Below are 15,384 nucleotides of genomic sequence, written 5' to 3' on the forward strand. Positions count from 1 at the left end.
TGGCACTTGAGGATGCTTGCTGCCTGGTGATTGTATCTTGCTTTTCTTTCTATGGTACTTGAGGATGTTTGCTGCCTGGTGATTATATCTTGCTTTTCTTTCTATGGCACTTGAGGATGCTTGCTGCCTGGTGATTGTATCTTGCTTTTCTTTCTATGGCACTTGAAGATGCTTGCTACCTGGTGATTGCATCTTGCTTTTTCTTTCTATGGCACTTGAAGATGCTTGCTGCCTGGTGATTGTATCTTGCTTTTCTTTCTATGGCACTTGAGGATGCTTGCTACTTGGTGATTGCATCTTGCTTTTCTTTCTATGACACTTGAGGATGCTTGCAGCCTGGTTAGTGTATCTTGCTTTTCTTTCTATGGCACTTGAAGATGCTTGCAGCCTGATTAGTGTATCTTTATCTTGCTTTCTTTGCAAATTAAAGATACTTCCCTACAAATACTTGCATCTACAATTTGCTTTTCTTTGATCTGCAGATACCTTCTTATCCCAAATATCATCTTCATAGTAAAAATACTCATCATTGCAGATACTTTTCGTAGCAATTTAAAATTCAGCTACAGTAGTTTATAAATATTTCTCTACTAATTTTTCTAATATATTCTGATTAAGCATACTTTGTTCCGTCTCAAATGTAAGAATCAATCGTTCCCCAGGATAAATCCCATTTTTTTGATATAATTCTATTTTTCGAACAGCATTTCTTGCATATTCTTGCTTATCCATCATCCCCTCATGTTCCCAATATATCTCTTTCCCTGTTTTTGAAGACAAAAATGTAAAGTCAGGATAAACAGTGCCATACCCCTTCAAATATAATGGTTTTTCATACTTATACAAAATATTCTGCCTGTAAAAATAATCTGCCAGAATCTTCTCGGATTTTGATCGTACTCTTTCTCCATTTTCAGTTAAAATCATAGGTGCGCCCTCTTGAAATTCTTTCCCTTGATATGGTGCTGCAAACCATTTTTGAAGATTATTCTCCCAGGTATCCTCAATTGGATTTATTAATTTCTTTCTGTCAGGATGCAAGGAATCATACATTTTTTTCATTTCCTCATCCGCATCTATTTCCAACATTTTATTTATTTTAGCAAGCTGCTCTTCTGCTATGTTTATGATGGAGCTATTGTATGCCTTTTGAGCTAATTGCTCTCTTAATATCATATTTCTTTTCGGTATATAGATGCCATTTCTATCATGTACACAATGATAATAGCGGCATCTGTTTTTGTGCTTTGATATTCTGAGATTGCCTTCCGGCATATGCTCATTCTCTTTTTTTGCCTTTGCAATTATCTCTTCCAATCGTTTTTGCTCCTCACGTAAAGCATCTTTGAATTTTTGCATAAATCACTTTCTCCTTTATTGGTTTTATTTATTGATTTTATTTGTTCTCTCTCATTTAATTTACTGTTTTCCATTCGCAAATTTATAGCTTATTCAATTGCTATTTTATAAGACTTAAACTATGACTCAACTTGATAGTCCTTAAATTTAAAGATACTTTTTTGTATCCTGTTATATCTTCATTTGCTTCTCAATTCCTCATGTAGATACTTTTGTTAATAATTGTGCATCCTCAACTATTTTCTCTATACTTTTGCAGATATTCTTCATATATCAGATACCGATAAATGCATCCTTAATTCATCTTGCCCTAAACCCGAAGATGCTTTGCCATATTCAATTGCATCCTCATGTTATTTTTCCATTGTTTAAAGATGCTTTATCATTCTCAATTGCATCCTCATGTTATTTTTCCATTGTTTAAAGATACTTTATCACTCGCGATTGTATCCTTTTCTTACTATTACTATGGTCCGAGGATAACATCCGCCATTAGATTTTATCTTTATTACTTTAACTTCCCTTTTGAAGATACTTTTTTTGCTATTCTATTTTATTAATATAATTTAGGATTTTTTTATTGAAATTTATTTTAACTGATTTGAATTGTTTGAATTATGAATGAATCAATGCTTTGAATATCAGAAGATATTAGATTAATTTTAGAAAAATCCCGGAAGCATATTGCTCCCGGGATAGATAATACAATATTGAACGATAAATTATCGTTTAGAGAACTGAGGTGCTCTACGAGCTGCTTTGAGACCGTATTTCTTACGTTCTTTCATACGTGGATCACGTGTAAGGAATCCAGCAGCTTTAAGAACTGGTCTGTATTCAGCGTCTGCTTCAAGAAGGGCTCTTGCAACACCATGTCTGATGGCACCAGCCTGTCCTGTGTATCCGCCACCTTTAACGTTAACGAGAACGTCAAATTTTCCTTCTGTTTCTGTTGCAGCCAGTGGCTGACGAACGATAACTTTCAGAGTCTCTAATCCGAAGTATTCGTCGATATCTCTTTTATTGATTGTGATTTTGCCTGTACCAGGTGTAAGGTAAACTCTTGCGATTGATTTCTTTCTTCTTCCTGTTCCGTAGAATTTTGCGCTAGCCAATGTCTCCTACCTCCTATTAAAATGTTAAGGTTTCCGGTTTCTGAGCTTCATGTTTGTGCTCTGGTCCGGCATAAACGAAAAGTTTCTTGTACATGGTTCTTCCCAGAGGTCCTTTTGGAAGCATACCTTTAACTGCCAGCTCGATAACCTTCTCCGGTTTCTTAGCCATCATTTCTTTTAATGTGGTTTCTTTCATTCCACCAACATAATCGGAGTGATGATAGTAAATCTTCTGATCCATTTTCTTACCAGTTACTTTAACTTTATCAGCGTTAACGATGATCACATAATCACCTGTATCAACGTGTGGTGTGAACTGCGGTTTGTTCTTTCCTCTTAATACGCTAGCAACACCAGATGCCAGACGGCCCAGTGTACAGCCTTCAGCGTCAACTACATACCATTTTCTTTCGATTTTATCTGGATTAGCCATATAAGTCTGCATGGTTTTACCTCCTGTTATTTATCAACGATAGTTTGTGTAATTACGGTCATCCGTAATATCATATATAAAATTCCTGGTGAACAGTGCAAATCTATACTGCGGAAATGTCCGAAACCGCTGATAAAAACACCTTTGCCGGGGCTTTGGCTCAGGAGTCATCGCACTATGTCACATTGAGTTATTCTACTATAAGGGCATTCATATGTCAACAGTTTTTTCCATAATTTTTACGATTTTTTACGCTGTATTTCATGTTCGATCATCCATGGTCACTTTCCACTGTTTACCACATAAATTCCAACACTTACAAGCAGAAGTGAAAGCAATCCCAATATTCCGGATGCCTGATCTGTTTCGCCCAGCAGAAGTGCCGAAAGAAGCACGCCAAATACCGGATTCATAAATCCAAATACTGTAACTCTTGAAACCGGATTATATTTCAGAAGAATGCCCCAGAGGGAATATGCCACTGCTGAAACCAGCGCCAGATAAACCAGCAGTCCGATTCCACTTGGTGTCACTTTTGTAATATGTCCGCCCATAACGCCTCCTGCTGCCATAAGCACGATTCCTCCGATAATAAACTGATAAGCACTGAGCATGACCGGATTAAATTTCTGAGAAAATTTCTTTACAAACGCCGAAGAAAATGCATAAGCGATCGTAGAAAAGAAAATGGCTCCCTCTCCTGCAAGACTGAACTGAAAGTTCATTCCATTCAGATTAATCAATACTACTCCTGCAAATCCCAGAATGCAGCCAGTGATTTTTCTTGATGTAATCTTTTCCTGATGAAACAAAAATCCGGCTACCAGAATCGCAATAAATACATTCACCGCTTCTATAATAGAAGCTTTTACTCCACTGGTATGTGCAAGTCCCATATAAAAAAGGAAATACTGAATGATCGTCTGAAGCAGACTTAACCAGATAATTTCTTTTGCTGCTTTTCTCTCCGGACGTAAAAAACGTCCCTCCATTACACTTCCAATCCCAGCTGCCAGAACTCCTGCCAGTGTAAATCTGCAGCCGGCAAAAAGGATCTGCGATGCCGTATCCGCTGCATCAACTTCAAACAGCCGATATCCGATTTTGATACAGGGAAATGCACTTCCCCACAACAGACAACATAAAAGTGCGCCAAACCAGACAACAACTGTTTTCTGCATCCATTCCTGTTTTATTTTTAATCCACTCATATATATCCTGCCTCCGATGTTCATTATATCTGACCGTTCACAACAACTGAGTAAACAGTAATTGTATCCTAATTTTCTCACCAGTGCCAGTAACTGTCAACCTTGCAGACATTCCGTTATCCTATTATAATAATAAACAGTTACTGCTCACTGGCACTATCCCGTGAAGTGTTTTGTCATAAATATGGCAAAATCCCGAAATATGCACTTCAAAGCCAACACACAAACGGAGGAATCCCATGTCAAATATCACCAAACATGCTCTGGCAGAATCCCTGAAAAAACTTCTTCTCAAAAAGCCGCTGAACAAAATCACGATCAACGATCTGACCACCGACTGTGGCATCAGCCGTATGGCTTTTTATTATCATTTCAAAGATATCTACGATCTGGTCGAATGGGCATGTCTCGAAGAATCACGTAAAGCTCTCCAGGGAAAAAAGACCTATGATACCTGGCAGGAAGGACTTCTTCAGATTTTTGAAGCAGTCTATGAAAACAAACCTTTCATTATAAATGCTTACAACGCAATCAGTCGGGAACAGATTGAGAATTTTCTCTTCCAGTTAACTCATTACCTTATCATGGGTGTTGTCGAAGAGCAGTCAAAAGAAACACTTCTTACTAACGAACAGAAAAATTTCATCGCTGATTTTTACAAATACAGTTTTGTCGGAATCATGCTCGACTGGATTCGTCAGGGAATGCGATCAGATTATGCATCTATCTGTGACAACATGTGCATCACAATCCATGGAAACATCACAAATTCTATTCAAAACTTTACAAAACATGCCAAATGATAAGTTTTTACTCATTCCATATTTTTTGTAAATTGAATTCAAACGCAAATGGCAATACTATAAGAGACAGAAAAGGAAAGCTACACATCATCACAAACAAATGAAAGGTGGTTTTTTACATGTCTAAAAAAGGATTAAAACTTGGTGTTGTACTTGCAGCCGGAGCCGGCGCAGCAGCTATTCTTACCAAAACGTCTCAGGAAAATAAAGAGATCAAAGCTACAAAGGCCAAAAAAGCCGAAGCTGCCAGATCTGATTACCGCAACACAGAACGCGGCAAATATGAAAAGAACAGCAAAGGTATTTATTATACAAACGGTAACTACGAAGCATTCGCCCGTCCGGAAAAGCCAGAAGGCGTCGATGACAAAAACGCTTATATCGTAGGCAGCGGGCTTGCTTCACTCGCTGCTGCCTGCTTCCTCGTTCGTGACGGTCAGATGCCTGGTTCCCATATCCACATTCTGGAAGCTATGGACATCACCGGTGGTGCCTGCGATGGTATCTTTGATCCAACACGTGGCTATGTCATGAGAGGCGGCCGTGAAATGGAAAACCATTTCGAGTGTCTCTGGGATCTGTTCCGCAGCATTCCTTCTATTGAAACACCTGGTGTTTCCGTACTGGATGAATACTACTGGCTGAACAAACATGACCCAAACTATTCTCTTTGCCGTGCAACTGTAAATCGCGGAGAAGACGCTCATACAGACGGCAAATTCAACCTCAGCCAGAAGGGCTGTATGGAAATCATGAAGCTCTTTATGACTAAAGATGAAGACCTCTACGATAAGACCATCGAAGATGTTTTCGATGATGAAGTATTCAATTCCACCTTCTGGCTGTACTGGAGAACCATGTTTGCATTCGAAAACTGGCACAGTGCCCTGGAGATGAAGCTGTACTTCCAGCGTTTCATTCATCACATCGCAGGCCTTCCGGATTTCAGTGCACTTAAATTCACAAAATACAACCAGTATGATTCCCTGATCCTGCCTATGCAGAAATATCTGGAAGATGCTGGCGTTGACTTCCAGTTTAATACTGAAGTTACTAACGTTATCTTTGATTTCAAGGATGGCAAGAAGATTGCTTCTGCAATCGAATGCAAAGTCAACGGCGTAGAAAAAGGCATCGTCCTTACTGAAAATGACCTCGTATTTGTTACCAACGGAAGCTGTACAGAAGGCACGATCTACGGTGATCAGAACCATGCACCAAACGGTGATGCGGAAGTTCGTACAAGCGGCTGCTGGTCACTCTGGAAAAATATCGCAGCACAGGATCCGTCCTTCGGACATCCGGAAAAATTCTGCTCCGATATCAACAAGACCAACTGGGAATCCGCGACCGTCACAACTCTGGATGACAAGATCATTCCTTATATTACTGACATCTGCAAACGTGATCCGCGTACTGGCAAAGTTGTTACAGGTGGTATCGTAAGCTGTCAGGATTCCAAGTGGCTCTTAAGCTGGACCATCAACCGTCAGGGACAGTTCAAGGATCAGGACAAAGATAAGGTCTGCGTATGGGTTTATGGTCTGTTCACAGATGTACCTGGCGACTATATCAAGAAACCTATGAAAGACTGTACCGGTAAAGAGATCACCGCAGAGTGGCTGTATCATCTCGGTGTTCCGGAAGATCAGATTGATGAACTTGCTGAACACAGTGCAGTGTGCGTACCGACCATGATGCCTTATATCACCGCATTCTTCATGCCAAGAACCAAGGGTGACCGCCCGGATGTTATCCCGGATGGCTGTGTAAACTTCGCCTTCCTCGGTCAGTTCGCAGATACCCCGCGTGATACCGTATTCACCACAGAATACTCTGTCAGAACTGCGATGGAAGCTGTTTATGGACTCCTCGGTGTTGACCGTGGCGTACCGGAAGTATGGGGAAGCGTTTACGATATCCGTGAACTCTTAAGCAGCAGTGTGAAGCTGATGGATGGTAAATCTCCACTGGAAATTGATATTCCGGGAGCCGGCATCATTAAGAAACCTCTGCTCCACTTCATTAAGGGAACGGTGATCGAGAAAGTATTGAGAGACTATGATGTGCTGAAAGATGGAATGTAATTATCAAAAATAGAAAATGTACAATATTTCTATAATATGTGCTACTGCATCTGGGATTCAGATATGATATCTTAAGAATGCACACATATTCAAGAAAACACCGGAACAGATTTCATAACCTGCTCCGGTGTTTTTCTGTAAAGTTACATATCTTTTTATCTCAGGTTGATTCTCTGATCACCAGTTCTGTATCAAGTAAAAGCGATTTCATTTCCTCATGAGGATCTTCCATCAGTTCCAGAAGCATTTCACAGGCTGTATAGCCCATCTGGAATTTCGGCTGATTGACAGTTGTGATCGAAGGTGAGGTCATAGAGGATAACTCAATATTATCAAATCCAACCACCAGAATATCCCGCGGTACATGCAGGTGAAAACGCTTCGCCGCACGGATCACTGCCGCTGCAAAAACATCGGATATGGTAAAAAATGCATTCGGTCTGCTGTCAGAATTCAGAAGTCTGCACACCGCTGCATAAGCCATCTCATAGCTTACTTCCGGCAGCTGCACGATCCACTGCTTCGGGATCATGACCTCCGCGTTACGAAGTGCATTCATAAATCCTTCCTGACGTCTTCTTGCATATTTGAAGTTTCCCGGTCCGTTGATCAGCGCGATCTTACTTCCTCCATTTGACAGAAGATATTCCGTTGCAAGTTCTGCAGCTCTGGCGTCATCAATACTGACATATGGGTAATCCGCATGGTCATTATATTCACAGCACTGTACCAGCGGAGCGATCACTCGTATCTGATTCAGGCCCTCTTCCGAAACACGATTCAGAAGAATCACGCCTGCTGCATCCACTCTCCGCAGAAGATTGCAGAAATCCAGCAGATTCCCTTTATTCAGATGTGATTCATGGATCAGCAGATGGCATCCATGTGCCTTTGCAGATACTCTCGCACCCCGGATGATCTCCTGATAAAATACATTCTCGATTCCCGGAATGTTCAGAACGATCAACGGCTGTGTCTCCTTCGAAACTGTGACTGTATTTTCTATCTGACAGCCCAGAGAACGCATTGCTTCCTCTACCCGTCGTATTGTTGGCTCTTTCACCAGTTCTCTGTGATTCAGAACTCTTGATACCGTTGCCGGTGATACTTGTGCTTTCTCAGCAATTAACGAAACAGTTATCTTCTTCATACTTTCTCTCTTTTTCAGGTTTTAGGTTAAAATCATTTCTATTATAAAGCATTTTGAGCCTGTTTAACAGAGATATTTATGTTCCTGTATTTCTACTCTGTCTTCTTGAATTTCTGTTTGATCTGCGGACCTACAATCTGCACCATGATGACGATCAACAGAATAATTCCTTTAATCGCGTTGTTAATAAGAGAGTCCATTTTAAGGGACACAATAATTTTATCAATAATCGTATAGGACATTGCACCAAACAGAATTCCCAGACATTTTCCTTTTCCACCCGACATACTGATTCCACCAAGGACTGCTGCTGCGATAGCATACATCTCATAACTGTTTCCTGTCGTTGCCGGGTCAGCAGAAGCATTCATTGCAATCCAGAGAAAAGCACCGATTCCAACAAGTGCACCCGCGATCACAAATACAGAAATTTTCACAACCGCGGTATTGATTCCCGCCATCTGTGCACCTTTCATGTTACTTCCTACTGCATATACTTTTTTGCCATATTTTGTACTTGTTGTGATATATACAAAAACAAGTGTCATGATAATAAGGATCAGACCAACGATCGGAATCGTAGATACTTTTCCATTACCAAAATTATAAAGTGTCTGATAAGAGGACTGGCTGTTTGCCATCTTGTACACAGAACTTCCTCCCCCGATCAGTGCTTTATCCACATGCTGGCAGAAATACTGTGCAAAAGAACGATAAATCAGCATCGTTGCCAGTGTAACGATAAATGCTGGCATCTGGATCCATCCTACCATCACGCCATTGATCAGTCCGCAGAATGCGCCAAACAGAACTGCAAATAAAAATGTGAGGATAATGCTGTTTGTCATGTTAAAGATAATGACAGAAAATCCACCATCTAAAGCCAGCATGGAACCAACAGAAAGATCGATCTCACCGGTGATGCAGATCAGTCCCATGCCCAATCCGATGATGCCAATTACTGCAGAATGACGAAATACATTCATCATACCGCTCCAGGTCAGTCCGTTTGTTGTCAGTGCATATACGATAAAAATTGCCACAAAAACAATGATATAACTATTTTCTCCCAAAAATCCTGCGATACGTCCAGGAACTGCTGTATTCTTTTTACTCATCTTATTTTCCCTCCTCTGCCTGCGCCGCATTTGTTGAATACATCATGACTGTCATCTCATCAATTTCCTGATGTTCCAGAACTTTAATGATCTCACCGTTATAAAATACTGCACAGTAATCGGCAACTTTCTGGATCTCCGGTATTTCTAAAGTATTGATCAGAATTGTTTTTCCCTGTTTTGCAAGTTCCAGGATCAGTTTGTAAATTTCTGCTTTTGCTCCTACATCGATTCCCTGTGTCGGGTTGTCCAGAAGAAGAATTTCTGCATCTGTATTCAGCCAACGTGCAAGAAAAACTTTTTGCTGATTTCCACCACTTAATGATGTAATTAAATCTTCGCAGGAATTTGCCTTTATATTCAGCATCTCTTTATATTTTTTATATCTCTCTATTTCTTTCTTTTTTGAAATAGCTGGTTTCCATGCAGAAAGAGTATGTTCTGACAGATACATATTTTCCAGAATATTCATATCTGGAATCACAGAATTTTCTTTTCTGTTCGAAGCAAGCATCGCAATCTGATCTTTCATAGCTGTATGAATAGAGTGATCCCGCATAACTTTGCCCATTGCCCGCATCTCGCCGCTGTATGCTCTTGTTACACCAAACATACACTGCATCAGTTCACTGCTTCCGGCACCCTGAAGGCCGGTCAGTCCAACAATACTGCCTTTTTTTACTGCCAGATTGATATTGCGAAAACCTTCTCCACTGAAATCCTTCAGTTCCAGGATTATATCACCCAACGACCTTTTTTCATATACATCCTGATCCGAATATTTCTCTCCAACCATCATACGTGTAACATCTTCTGGTGTAGTATCCTTTATATTTCCGGCACCTATAAATTCTCCATTTCGGAATACGGTATATCGGTCTGACAGACGGAAAATCTCCGGCATTTTATGTGAAATAAAGATAAAGGAAGTTTCCTTTTTCTTCAAATTATTGACAATGTCAAACAGATGTGCCACCTCATCATTGTTTAATGATGTTGTTGGCTCATCCAAAATCAGAAGTTTTGCTTTAAAAAACAGTGCTTTTGATATTTCAAGTAACTGTTTCTGACTGGTTTTCAGTTTAGAAACCTGCTGCGTAGGATCAATATCCACTCCCAGTTCCTGGAACAGTCTCTCTGCCTCCTGAATCATTTTTTTCTTATCAAGACATCCAAATTTAGTCGTATATTCTTTCTGAAGAAAAATATTTTCATATACTTTCAGATCATTAAACAGATTTAGTTCCTGATGAACAAAAGCTATTCCCAGGTTTTCAGACTGCTTTATTGTAATATTTTTCAGTTCCTTACCATCAAATTCTATCTCGCCTTTATCACGCGGAAATACACCTGTCAAAACATTCATAAGTGTTGATTTTCCCGCTCCATTTTCTCCAAGAAGTGCATGCACCTCTCCTTTTTCTACTGTAAGCTGTACATTTTTCAGTACCGGAACCCCACTGAAGGACTTACAGATGTTCTTCATCTGCAGCAAACTCATAATTCTCGCCTCCCCGCCCGAGTTACCGGGCTTTTTGATACATTGCTCTGATACGCATTCATTTAATTATCTGACAGAAGGGAACTTTACAGTTCCCTTCGCCATTTCTGTCTTATTAAAAAGAATTATATCACGAAAATTACTCGATTTAGAAAGAAGGATAATCTTTTACGTTGTCCTTATTTACGATTTCGCAGGCAATTACGTGATCCTGTTCTACATCTTTTCCATCCAGATAATCAACCATATCCTGGATTGCTGTCTGGATCATTGCCGGGCTGTAAGTTACAGATACAATACCACCAAACTGATCTGCGATATCTGTGAAGGATTCACCACGAAGTACTGCATAAAGCTCATCCAGTCCGCCACAGCCTGTCAGATAAGGTGCATTTCCGAGGAATTTTTCTTTTGTTGCATCGTCGATTCCGCCGCCCTGAAGAGCTTCAAGGATACCCATTGCAAGTTCATCGTCTTCTGCATAGAACCATTTGATATCTGCGTTGGATGCATCTCCGAGCAGAGATTCATAGGCTGTCTTTGTATCAGAACGGCTCCAGTTCATAGCACCTGAATATGTGATAGATTTCAGATCGTCTTCAGACCATTTTGCATCGTCTGCAATTGTTTTTCCATCGTATTCCAGTTCTCCGGTAAGGTACTTTGTGAATCCTTCATCACGGAGAGTTGTTACAGAAGAAGTATCTCCTTCGTATACATAAACTGCATCACCAGGTTTTAATCCCTGCTCTGTATAGTAAGCCGCACATGCTGCACCGATACCTTCGTTGTCACCTTTTACGTTGGATACTGCACTGTCAGCTACGCCTTCAATGATTCGGTCAAAAGCTACATATGGGATCTCAGCGTCAACCAGCTGCTGGATTGCAGACTGAACAGTATCATCGATTGGCTGAATAACAACAGCGATGTTGTCTTCACCAGCTGCGATGATATCTTCGATGTTGACAATCTGTTCTGCTGCATCTGCAGATGTGATCAGCTCTGCACTGTAAGTTCCTGCGTCATTTACTTCTTCGATTTTTTCTTTTGCGAATGTTGCTACGGAACCAGTCCAGCCATGATCTTCCGGAGCTGTCAGTACATAAATGTGTGTAGCATCTCCTTCTCCGTCCGCAAATACTGGAGTAACCATACTACCCATTGTCATAGCTGCGATCAGCATGCAAACTACTGTTTTCTTCATAATTCATTTCCTCCTTTTGGAATATGTTTGTTTTTAATAAGCGGTTTTCCCCCGCATTATTTCAGCATTTTATTTAATAATTCAATTATTCAGAGCAACTTCTCAGATTACAAACTGTCTCATATATCTCAGAGAAAGTTTCAAGCTGTCCAGAACTCTTTCTTCGGAACCTTCGAAAGATTTATCTTCAATTTCAATACAGGTATATCCTTCAAATCCAATGTCTGTTAATGCAGACACATATTTGCCCCAATCCACATCTCCCAGTCCCGGAAGCTTTGGTTTCATGTACTGAAGTGGATATGCCATTGTTCCACACTCTTTCAGTTTTTCTTTGAAAAGTTTAATGTCTTTGTAATGTACATGGAAGATTTTATCTCTAAACTCGTAAAGCGGCTGGATGTAATCAATCATCTGCCATACAAAATGAGATGGATCATAATTGATTCCGATATAATCACTGTCAAGAATATCAAAGACTTTTCTCCAGATTACCGGTGTTGTCATCAGGTTCTGTCCACCTGGCCACTGATCTCCGTCAAAGAGCATCGGGCAGTTTTCGATTGCAATACGAACTTTCTTTTCCTCTGCGTAACGCACGATCGGAATCCAGATTTTTTTTACCAGTTCCAGATTTTCTTCTACTGTCTTTGTCTGATCTCTTCCGATAAAGGTTGTAACAAGGTTAATTCCAAGTTTTTTGCTTGCATCGATTACTTTGTATAAGTGTTCAATATTGGCAGCTCTTTTTTCCAGATTTCCATCCATGGTATTCGGATAAAATGCCAGAGAAGAAATCTCCACATTCTTCTCTTTGCAATAAGAAAGAATTTCTTCTGCTTCTTTGTCTCCCAGATTTGCCACGTCGATGTGGCTGACTCCTGCATATCTGCGCTCTGCTTTGGCTTTCGGCCAGCAGGCAACTTCCACACATTCATAGCCAATCTCTGAAACCGTATCGATCATTTTTTTGAAATCATAATCTTCCAGTATTGCACTGACTAACCCTATCTTCACTCTAATTCCTCCTCATCTACGCGAACGGTTCTTCCAAGTTCGCTTGATTTCAGACTTCCGAAAATTGCTTTCATTGCACTGAGTACGCTTTTCCCCGGAACAGCCGGTTCTGTATCATTTTCTACAGATTCTACAAAGGCATCAATGATTCCTGATTTTGTCTGATTATCATTTGTCTGAATCTGATCAATATCGTAGAACACTTTTCCTCCATCTTTGCGGATCAGTTCGATACAATATTTCGGGTCATGATAAATCTTGAGCATTCCTTCTGTTCCATAGATGATCGTGGAATTATCCTCCTCACCATAATACGTCCAGCTGGCTGTCATCGTTCCGATGATTCCGCTCTTCATTTTGTAAATACAGATGGCATTGTCATCTACTCCAATCAGGTTTCCATTACTGTCTTTCTTATCCAGAGTCGTAACTTTTGCAGTTGTTTCCTCTACTGTATCATTAAGCAGGTACTGGATCAGGTCTGTCTTATGTACTCCAAGATCTGCCATTGCTCCCATTGCAGCTCTCTTCTTATCAAAGAACCAGTTTTGCGGACCAGCATCTACACTCCATGTTTCCGGACCGCCATGTCCGAATGTTGTTTTGAAAGTAAGAACGCTTCCGATATCTCCACGCTCGATGAGTTTTTTTGCTTCTGCATGGGCTTTTGCAAATCTCTGATTCTGACCGATCATAAGTTTTTTGCTCATCTGCTCTGCTGTATCCACCATCATCTGGCAGTCTTTTAATTTTGTTGCCATCGGTTTTTCACAAAGTACATGTTTTCCGGCTTTTAATGCTGCAATCGTAATTTCAGCATGCACATGATTTGCCACACATACACTGACTGCATCAATTTCCGGATCTGCCAGCATCTCCTCAACGCTTTCATAAGACTTACAGTCATATTTTTCAGCAAGTTCTTTTGCCCGCTGCAGATTCAGATCATAAAGGCCAGTCAGCTTTGCATTCGGATTATCCAGATATTCCGGAATATGACGAACCTGTGCAATCTTTCCACATCCTATAATCCCGACTTTTACCATCTCATTACCCCCTTTATGATTTCATTTTTCTTTCAATCTTTGTTTCATTTTTCATTTAAAACATATCATTTTTCAGAAATACAGTCAATATTTTTGTGCTATACGTATATTTTTTCTATGTTTTGCATCTTTTTATTATTCATTTTTGATGTTTATTACCATGTTTTATGTTTCATTTCTGAAAACTTTTCATTCTTTTCATTTTTCTACCAGGTAGCAGACATATTCCATCTGCATCTGGTCGCATCCTCGCAGAGCGTTTTTATGTAATAGGAACATTACGGAGTAATTTTCCATTATTACATAAAAAAAAGACACACATCTCTGTATGTCTCTCTGTCATGTCTTATCGAATATCTTTCGGATATTCCACACCTTCCGGCAATGGCTGCCATTCGTTCAGCCCAAGGCTCTGCTTAAACTTAGCCTGTTCAAGTGTCAGCTTCGGAAGATCATCCTGAAGATACGCCATCAATTCAGGAATACCTTCACGTGTAACATTATTCACCTCAAAAATATGCTCACATCCCATATTCTGCATCCACTGACGAACCATTGGTAAATTAGCATATGGAGAATCAACCTTTGTAATAATACCGATCAGCGGTCTCAAAAGGAAACATCTGCTGCCATCACTGAATAAGTTGAATGGTTCATCTGCCGCCTGCACGATTGCAACAACATCTGCCTCAAAAGAAAAACACGCCAGTCCGACGCTGAAATGCTTGGATTCTGCGTATTCTCCCGGTGAATCGATCGTATCTTCATTTGAATTTGTATACTGGGTTTTGTGATAATGTAATTCTTCACCCTTCAACGCCTGTGTCAAAGAAGTCTTACCAGCTTCACTTCGCCCCATTAAGAAAACTTTTTTCATTCTTTATCCTGTCCTGTTATCAGCTTTTGTGAATCTCACATACATCGAAATGCAGCTCATCACGAAAAAATTTCACAACTTCTTCTACTGCAGTCATCACCTGCGATAAACCGCCAAGTATAATCAGTGCTCCACTGAAACGATCCATAAATCCTACCTGAACATCTGCCGCCTTCACTGCAACATCTGTTGCAACCACAATGGCCTCCCATGGCGTAACGCGCATAATACCAATGGATTCACCTGTATGATCTTCTCCTTCGTGAACACCAATGTTGAGTGCCAGGTTCTGATAAACAGCCGGATCTGAAGGAGTGATTACATGTGCAAAATCAAGAGACTTACCCGGAACCCGTACACGCGTCAGACGAAGTTTCTTTCCTTTCAGATTTTCATAATCATCATGAAACAGTCTTTCGAGAAGCTCTTCTCTCGTTATTCGTTCTTCCATGCCTTACTT

14 protein-coding genes are annotated in these 15,384 nt (G+C 40.3%); 2 read left to right on the top strand and 12 right to left on the bottom strand.

All coding sequences use genetic code 11. From position 1 onward, the window contains the following. Window positions 1–573 precede the first annotated feature (573 nt). The 4 genes from LI112_RS00005 to LI112_RS00020 all read right to left on the bottom strand — a co-directional run bounded on the left by LI112_RS00005 (window position 574) and on the right by LI112_RS00020 (window position 4,118). Window positions 574–1,359 carry a hypothetical protein gene (locus tag LI112_RS00005; protein WP_117638468.1) on the bottom strand — a complete coding sequence of 262 codons (786 nt, stop codon included), beginning with the start codon at window positions 1,357–1,359 and terminating at the stop codon, window positions 574–576. Window positions 1,360–2,081: 722 nt separating this feature from the next. After that, the gene (rpsI, locus tag LI112_RS00010; RefSeq protein ID WP_005427589.1) at window positions 2,082–2,474 is read right to left on the bottom strand and encodes a 30S ribosomal protein S9; all 393 of its coding nucleotides are present in this window, start codon (window positions 2,472–2,474) and stop codon (window positions 2,082–2,084) included. Between the two features lie 16 nt (window positions 2,475–2,490). Continuing rightward, the gene (gene rplM, locus LI112_RS00015) at window positions 2,491–2,919 is read right to left on the bottom strand and encodes a 50S ribosomal protein L13 (protein WP_005427591.1); all 429 of its coding nucleotides are present in this window, start codon (window positions 2,917–2,919) and stop codon (window positions 2,491–2,493) included. 269 nt (window positions 2,920–3,188) lie between these two features. Further along, complete coding sequence (locus LI112_RS00020; RefSeq protein ID WP_227190048.1) at window positions 3,189–4,118, bottom strand: DMT family transporter; 930 nt, start codon at window positions 4,116–4,118, stop codon at window positions 3,189–3,191. Between the two features lie 239 nt (window positions 4,119–4,357). Here LI112_RS00020 and LI112_RS00025 point away from each other — a divergent pair, with 239 nt between their 5' ends. After that, window positions 4,358–4,921, top strand: coding sequence for a TetR/AcrR family transcriptional regulator (locus LI112_RS00025; protein ID WP_022388884.1), 564 nt, complete (start codon window positions 4,358–4,360; stop codon window positions 4,919–4,921). A 119-nt stretch (window positions 4,922–5,040) separates the two neighbouring features. Continuing rightward, a complete protein-coding gene (locus LI112_RS00030; RefSeq protein ID WP_173898655.1) occupies window positions 5,041–7,008 on the top strand; it encodes an oleate hydratase in 1,968 nt (655 codons plus the stop codon). A gap of 160 nt (window positions 7,009–7,168) precedes the next feature. Here LI112_RS00030 and LI112_RS00035 read toward each other — a convergent pair whose 3' ends face one another. The 8 genes from LI112_RS00035 to LI112_RS00070 all read right to left on the bottom strand — a co-directional run bounded on the left by LI112_RS00035 (window position 7,169) and on the right by LI112_RS00070 (window position 15,375). After that, a complete protein-coding gene (locus LI112_RS00035) occupies window positions 7,169–8,158 on the bottom strand; it encodes a LacI family DNA-binding transcriptional regulator (RefSeq protein ID WP_129795547.1) in 990 nt (329 codons plus the stop codon). A gap of 92 nt (window positions 8,159–8,250) precedes the next feature. Beyond that, a complete protein-coding gene (locus LI112_RS00040) occupies window positions 8,251–9,276 on the bottom strand; it encodes an ABC transporter permease (protein ID WP_005427601.1) in 1,026 nt (341 codons plus the stop codon). Window position 9,277: 1 nt separating this feature from the next. After that, entirely contained in the window at window positions 9,278–10,777 is a 1,500-nt protein-coding gene (locus LI112_RS00045) for a sugar ABC transporter ATP-binding protein (protein ID WP_022388883.1), read from the bottom strand. Window positions 10,778–10,925: 148 nt separating this feature from the next. Then, window positions 10,926–11,984 carry a substrate-binding domain-containing protein gene (locus tag LI112_RS00050; protein WP_022388882.1) on the bottom strand — a complete coding sequence of 353 codons (1,059 nt, stop codon included), beginning with the start codon at window positions 11,982–11,984 and terminating at the stop codon, window positions 10,926–10,928. 102 nt (window positions 11,985–12,086) lie between these two features. After that, the gene (locus tag LI112_RS00055) at window positions 12,087–13,001 is read right to left on the bottom strand and encodes a sugar phosphate isomerase/epimerase (RefSeq protein ID WP_055055962.1); all 915 of its coding nucleotides are present in this window, start codon (window positions 12,999–13,001) and stop codon (window positions 12,087–12,089) included. Further along, window positions 12,998–14,047, bottom strand: coding sequence for a Gfo/Idh/MocA family protein (locus LI112_RS00060; RefSeq protein WP_005427607.1), 1,050 nt, complete (start codon window positions 14,045–14,047; stop codon window positions 12,998–13,000). The genes LI112_RS00055 and LI112_RS00060 overlap by 4 nt, the downstream gene beginning before the upstream one ends. Before the next feature lie 346 nt (window positions 14,048–14,393). Then, window positions 14,394–14,924 carry a EutP/PduV family microcompartment system protein gene (locus tag LI112_RS00065; protein ID WP_005427609.1) on the bottom strand — a complete coding sequence of 177 codons (531 nt, stop codon included), beginning with the start codon at window positions 14,922–14,924 and terminating at the stop codon, window positions 14,394–14,396. A 19-nt stretch (window positions 14,925–14,943) separates the two neighbouring features. After that, the gene (locus tag LI112_RS00070; protein ID WP_055065744.1) at window positions 14,944–15,375 is read right to left on the bottom strand and encodes a BMC domain-containing protein; all 432 of its coding nucleotides are present in this window, start codon (window positions 15,373–15,375) and stop codon (window positions 14,944–14,946) included. Window positions 15,376–15,384 lie beyond the last annotated feature (9 nt).

It is taken from the genome of Blautia sp. 210820-DFI.6.14 (assembly GCF_020558815.1).
Classification (GTDB): domain Bacteria; phylum Bacillota; class Clostridia; order Lachnospirales; family Lachnospiraceae; genus Blautia_A; species Blautia_A obeum.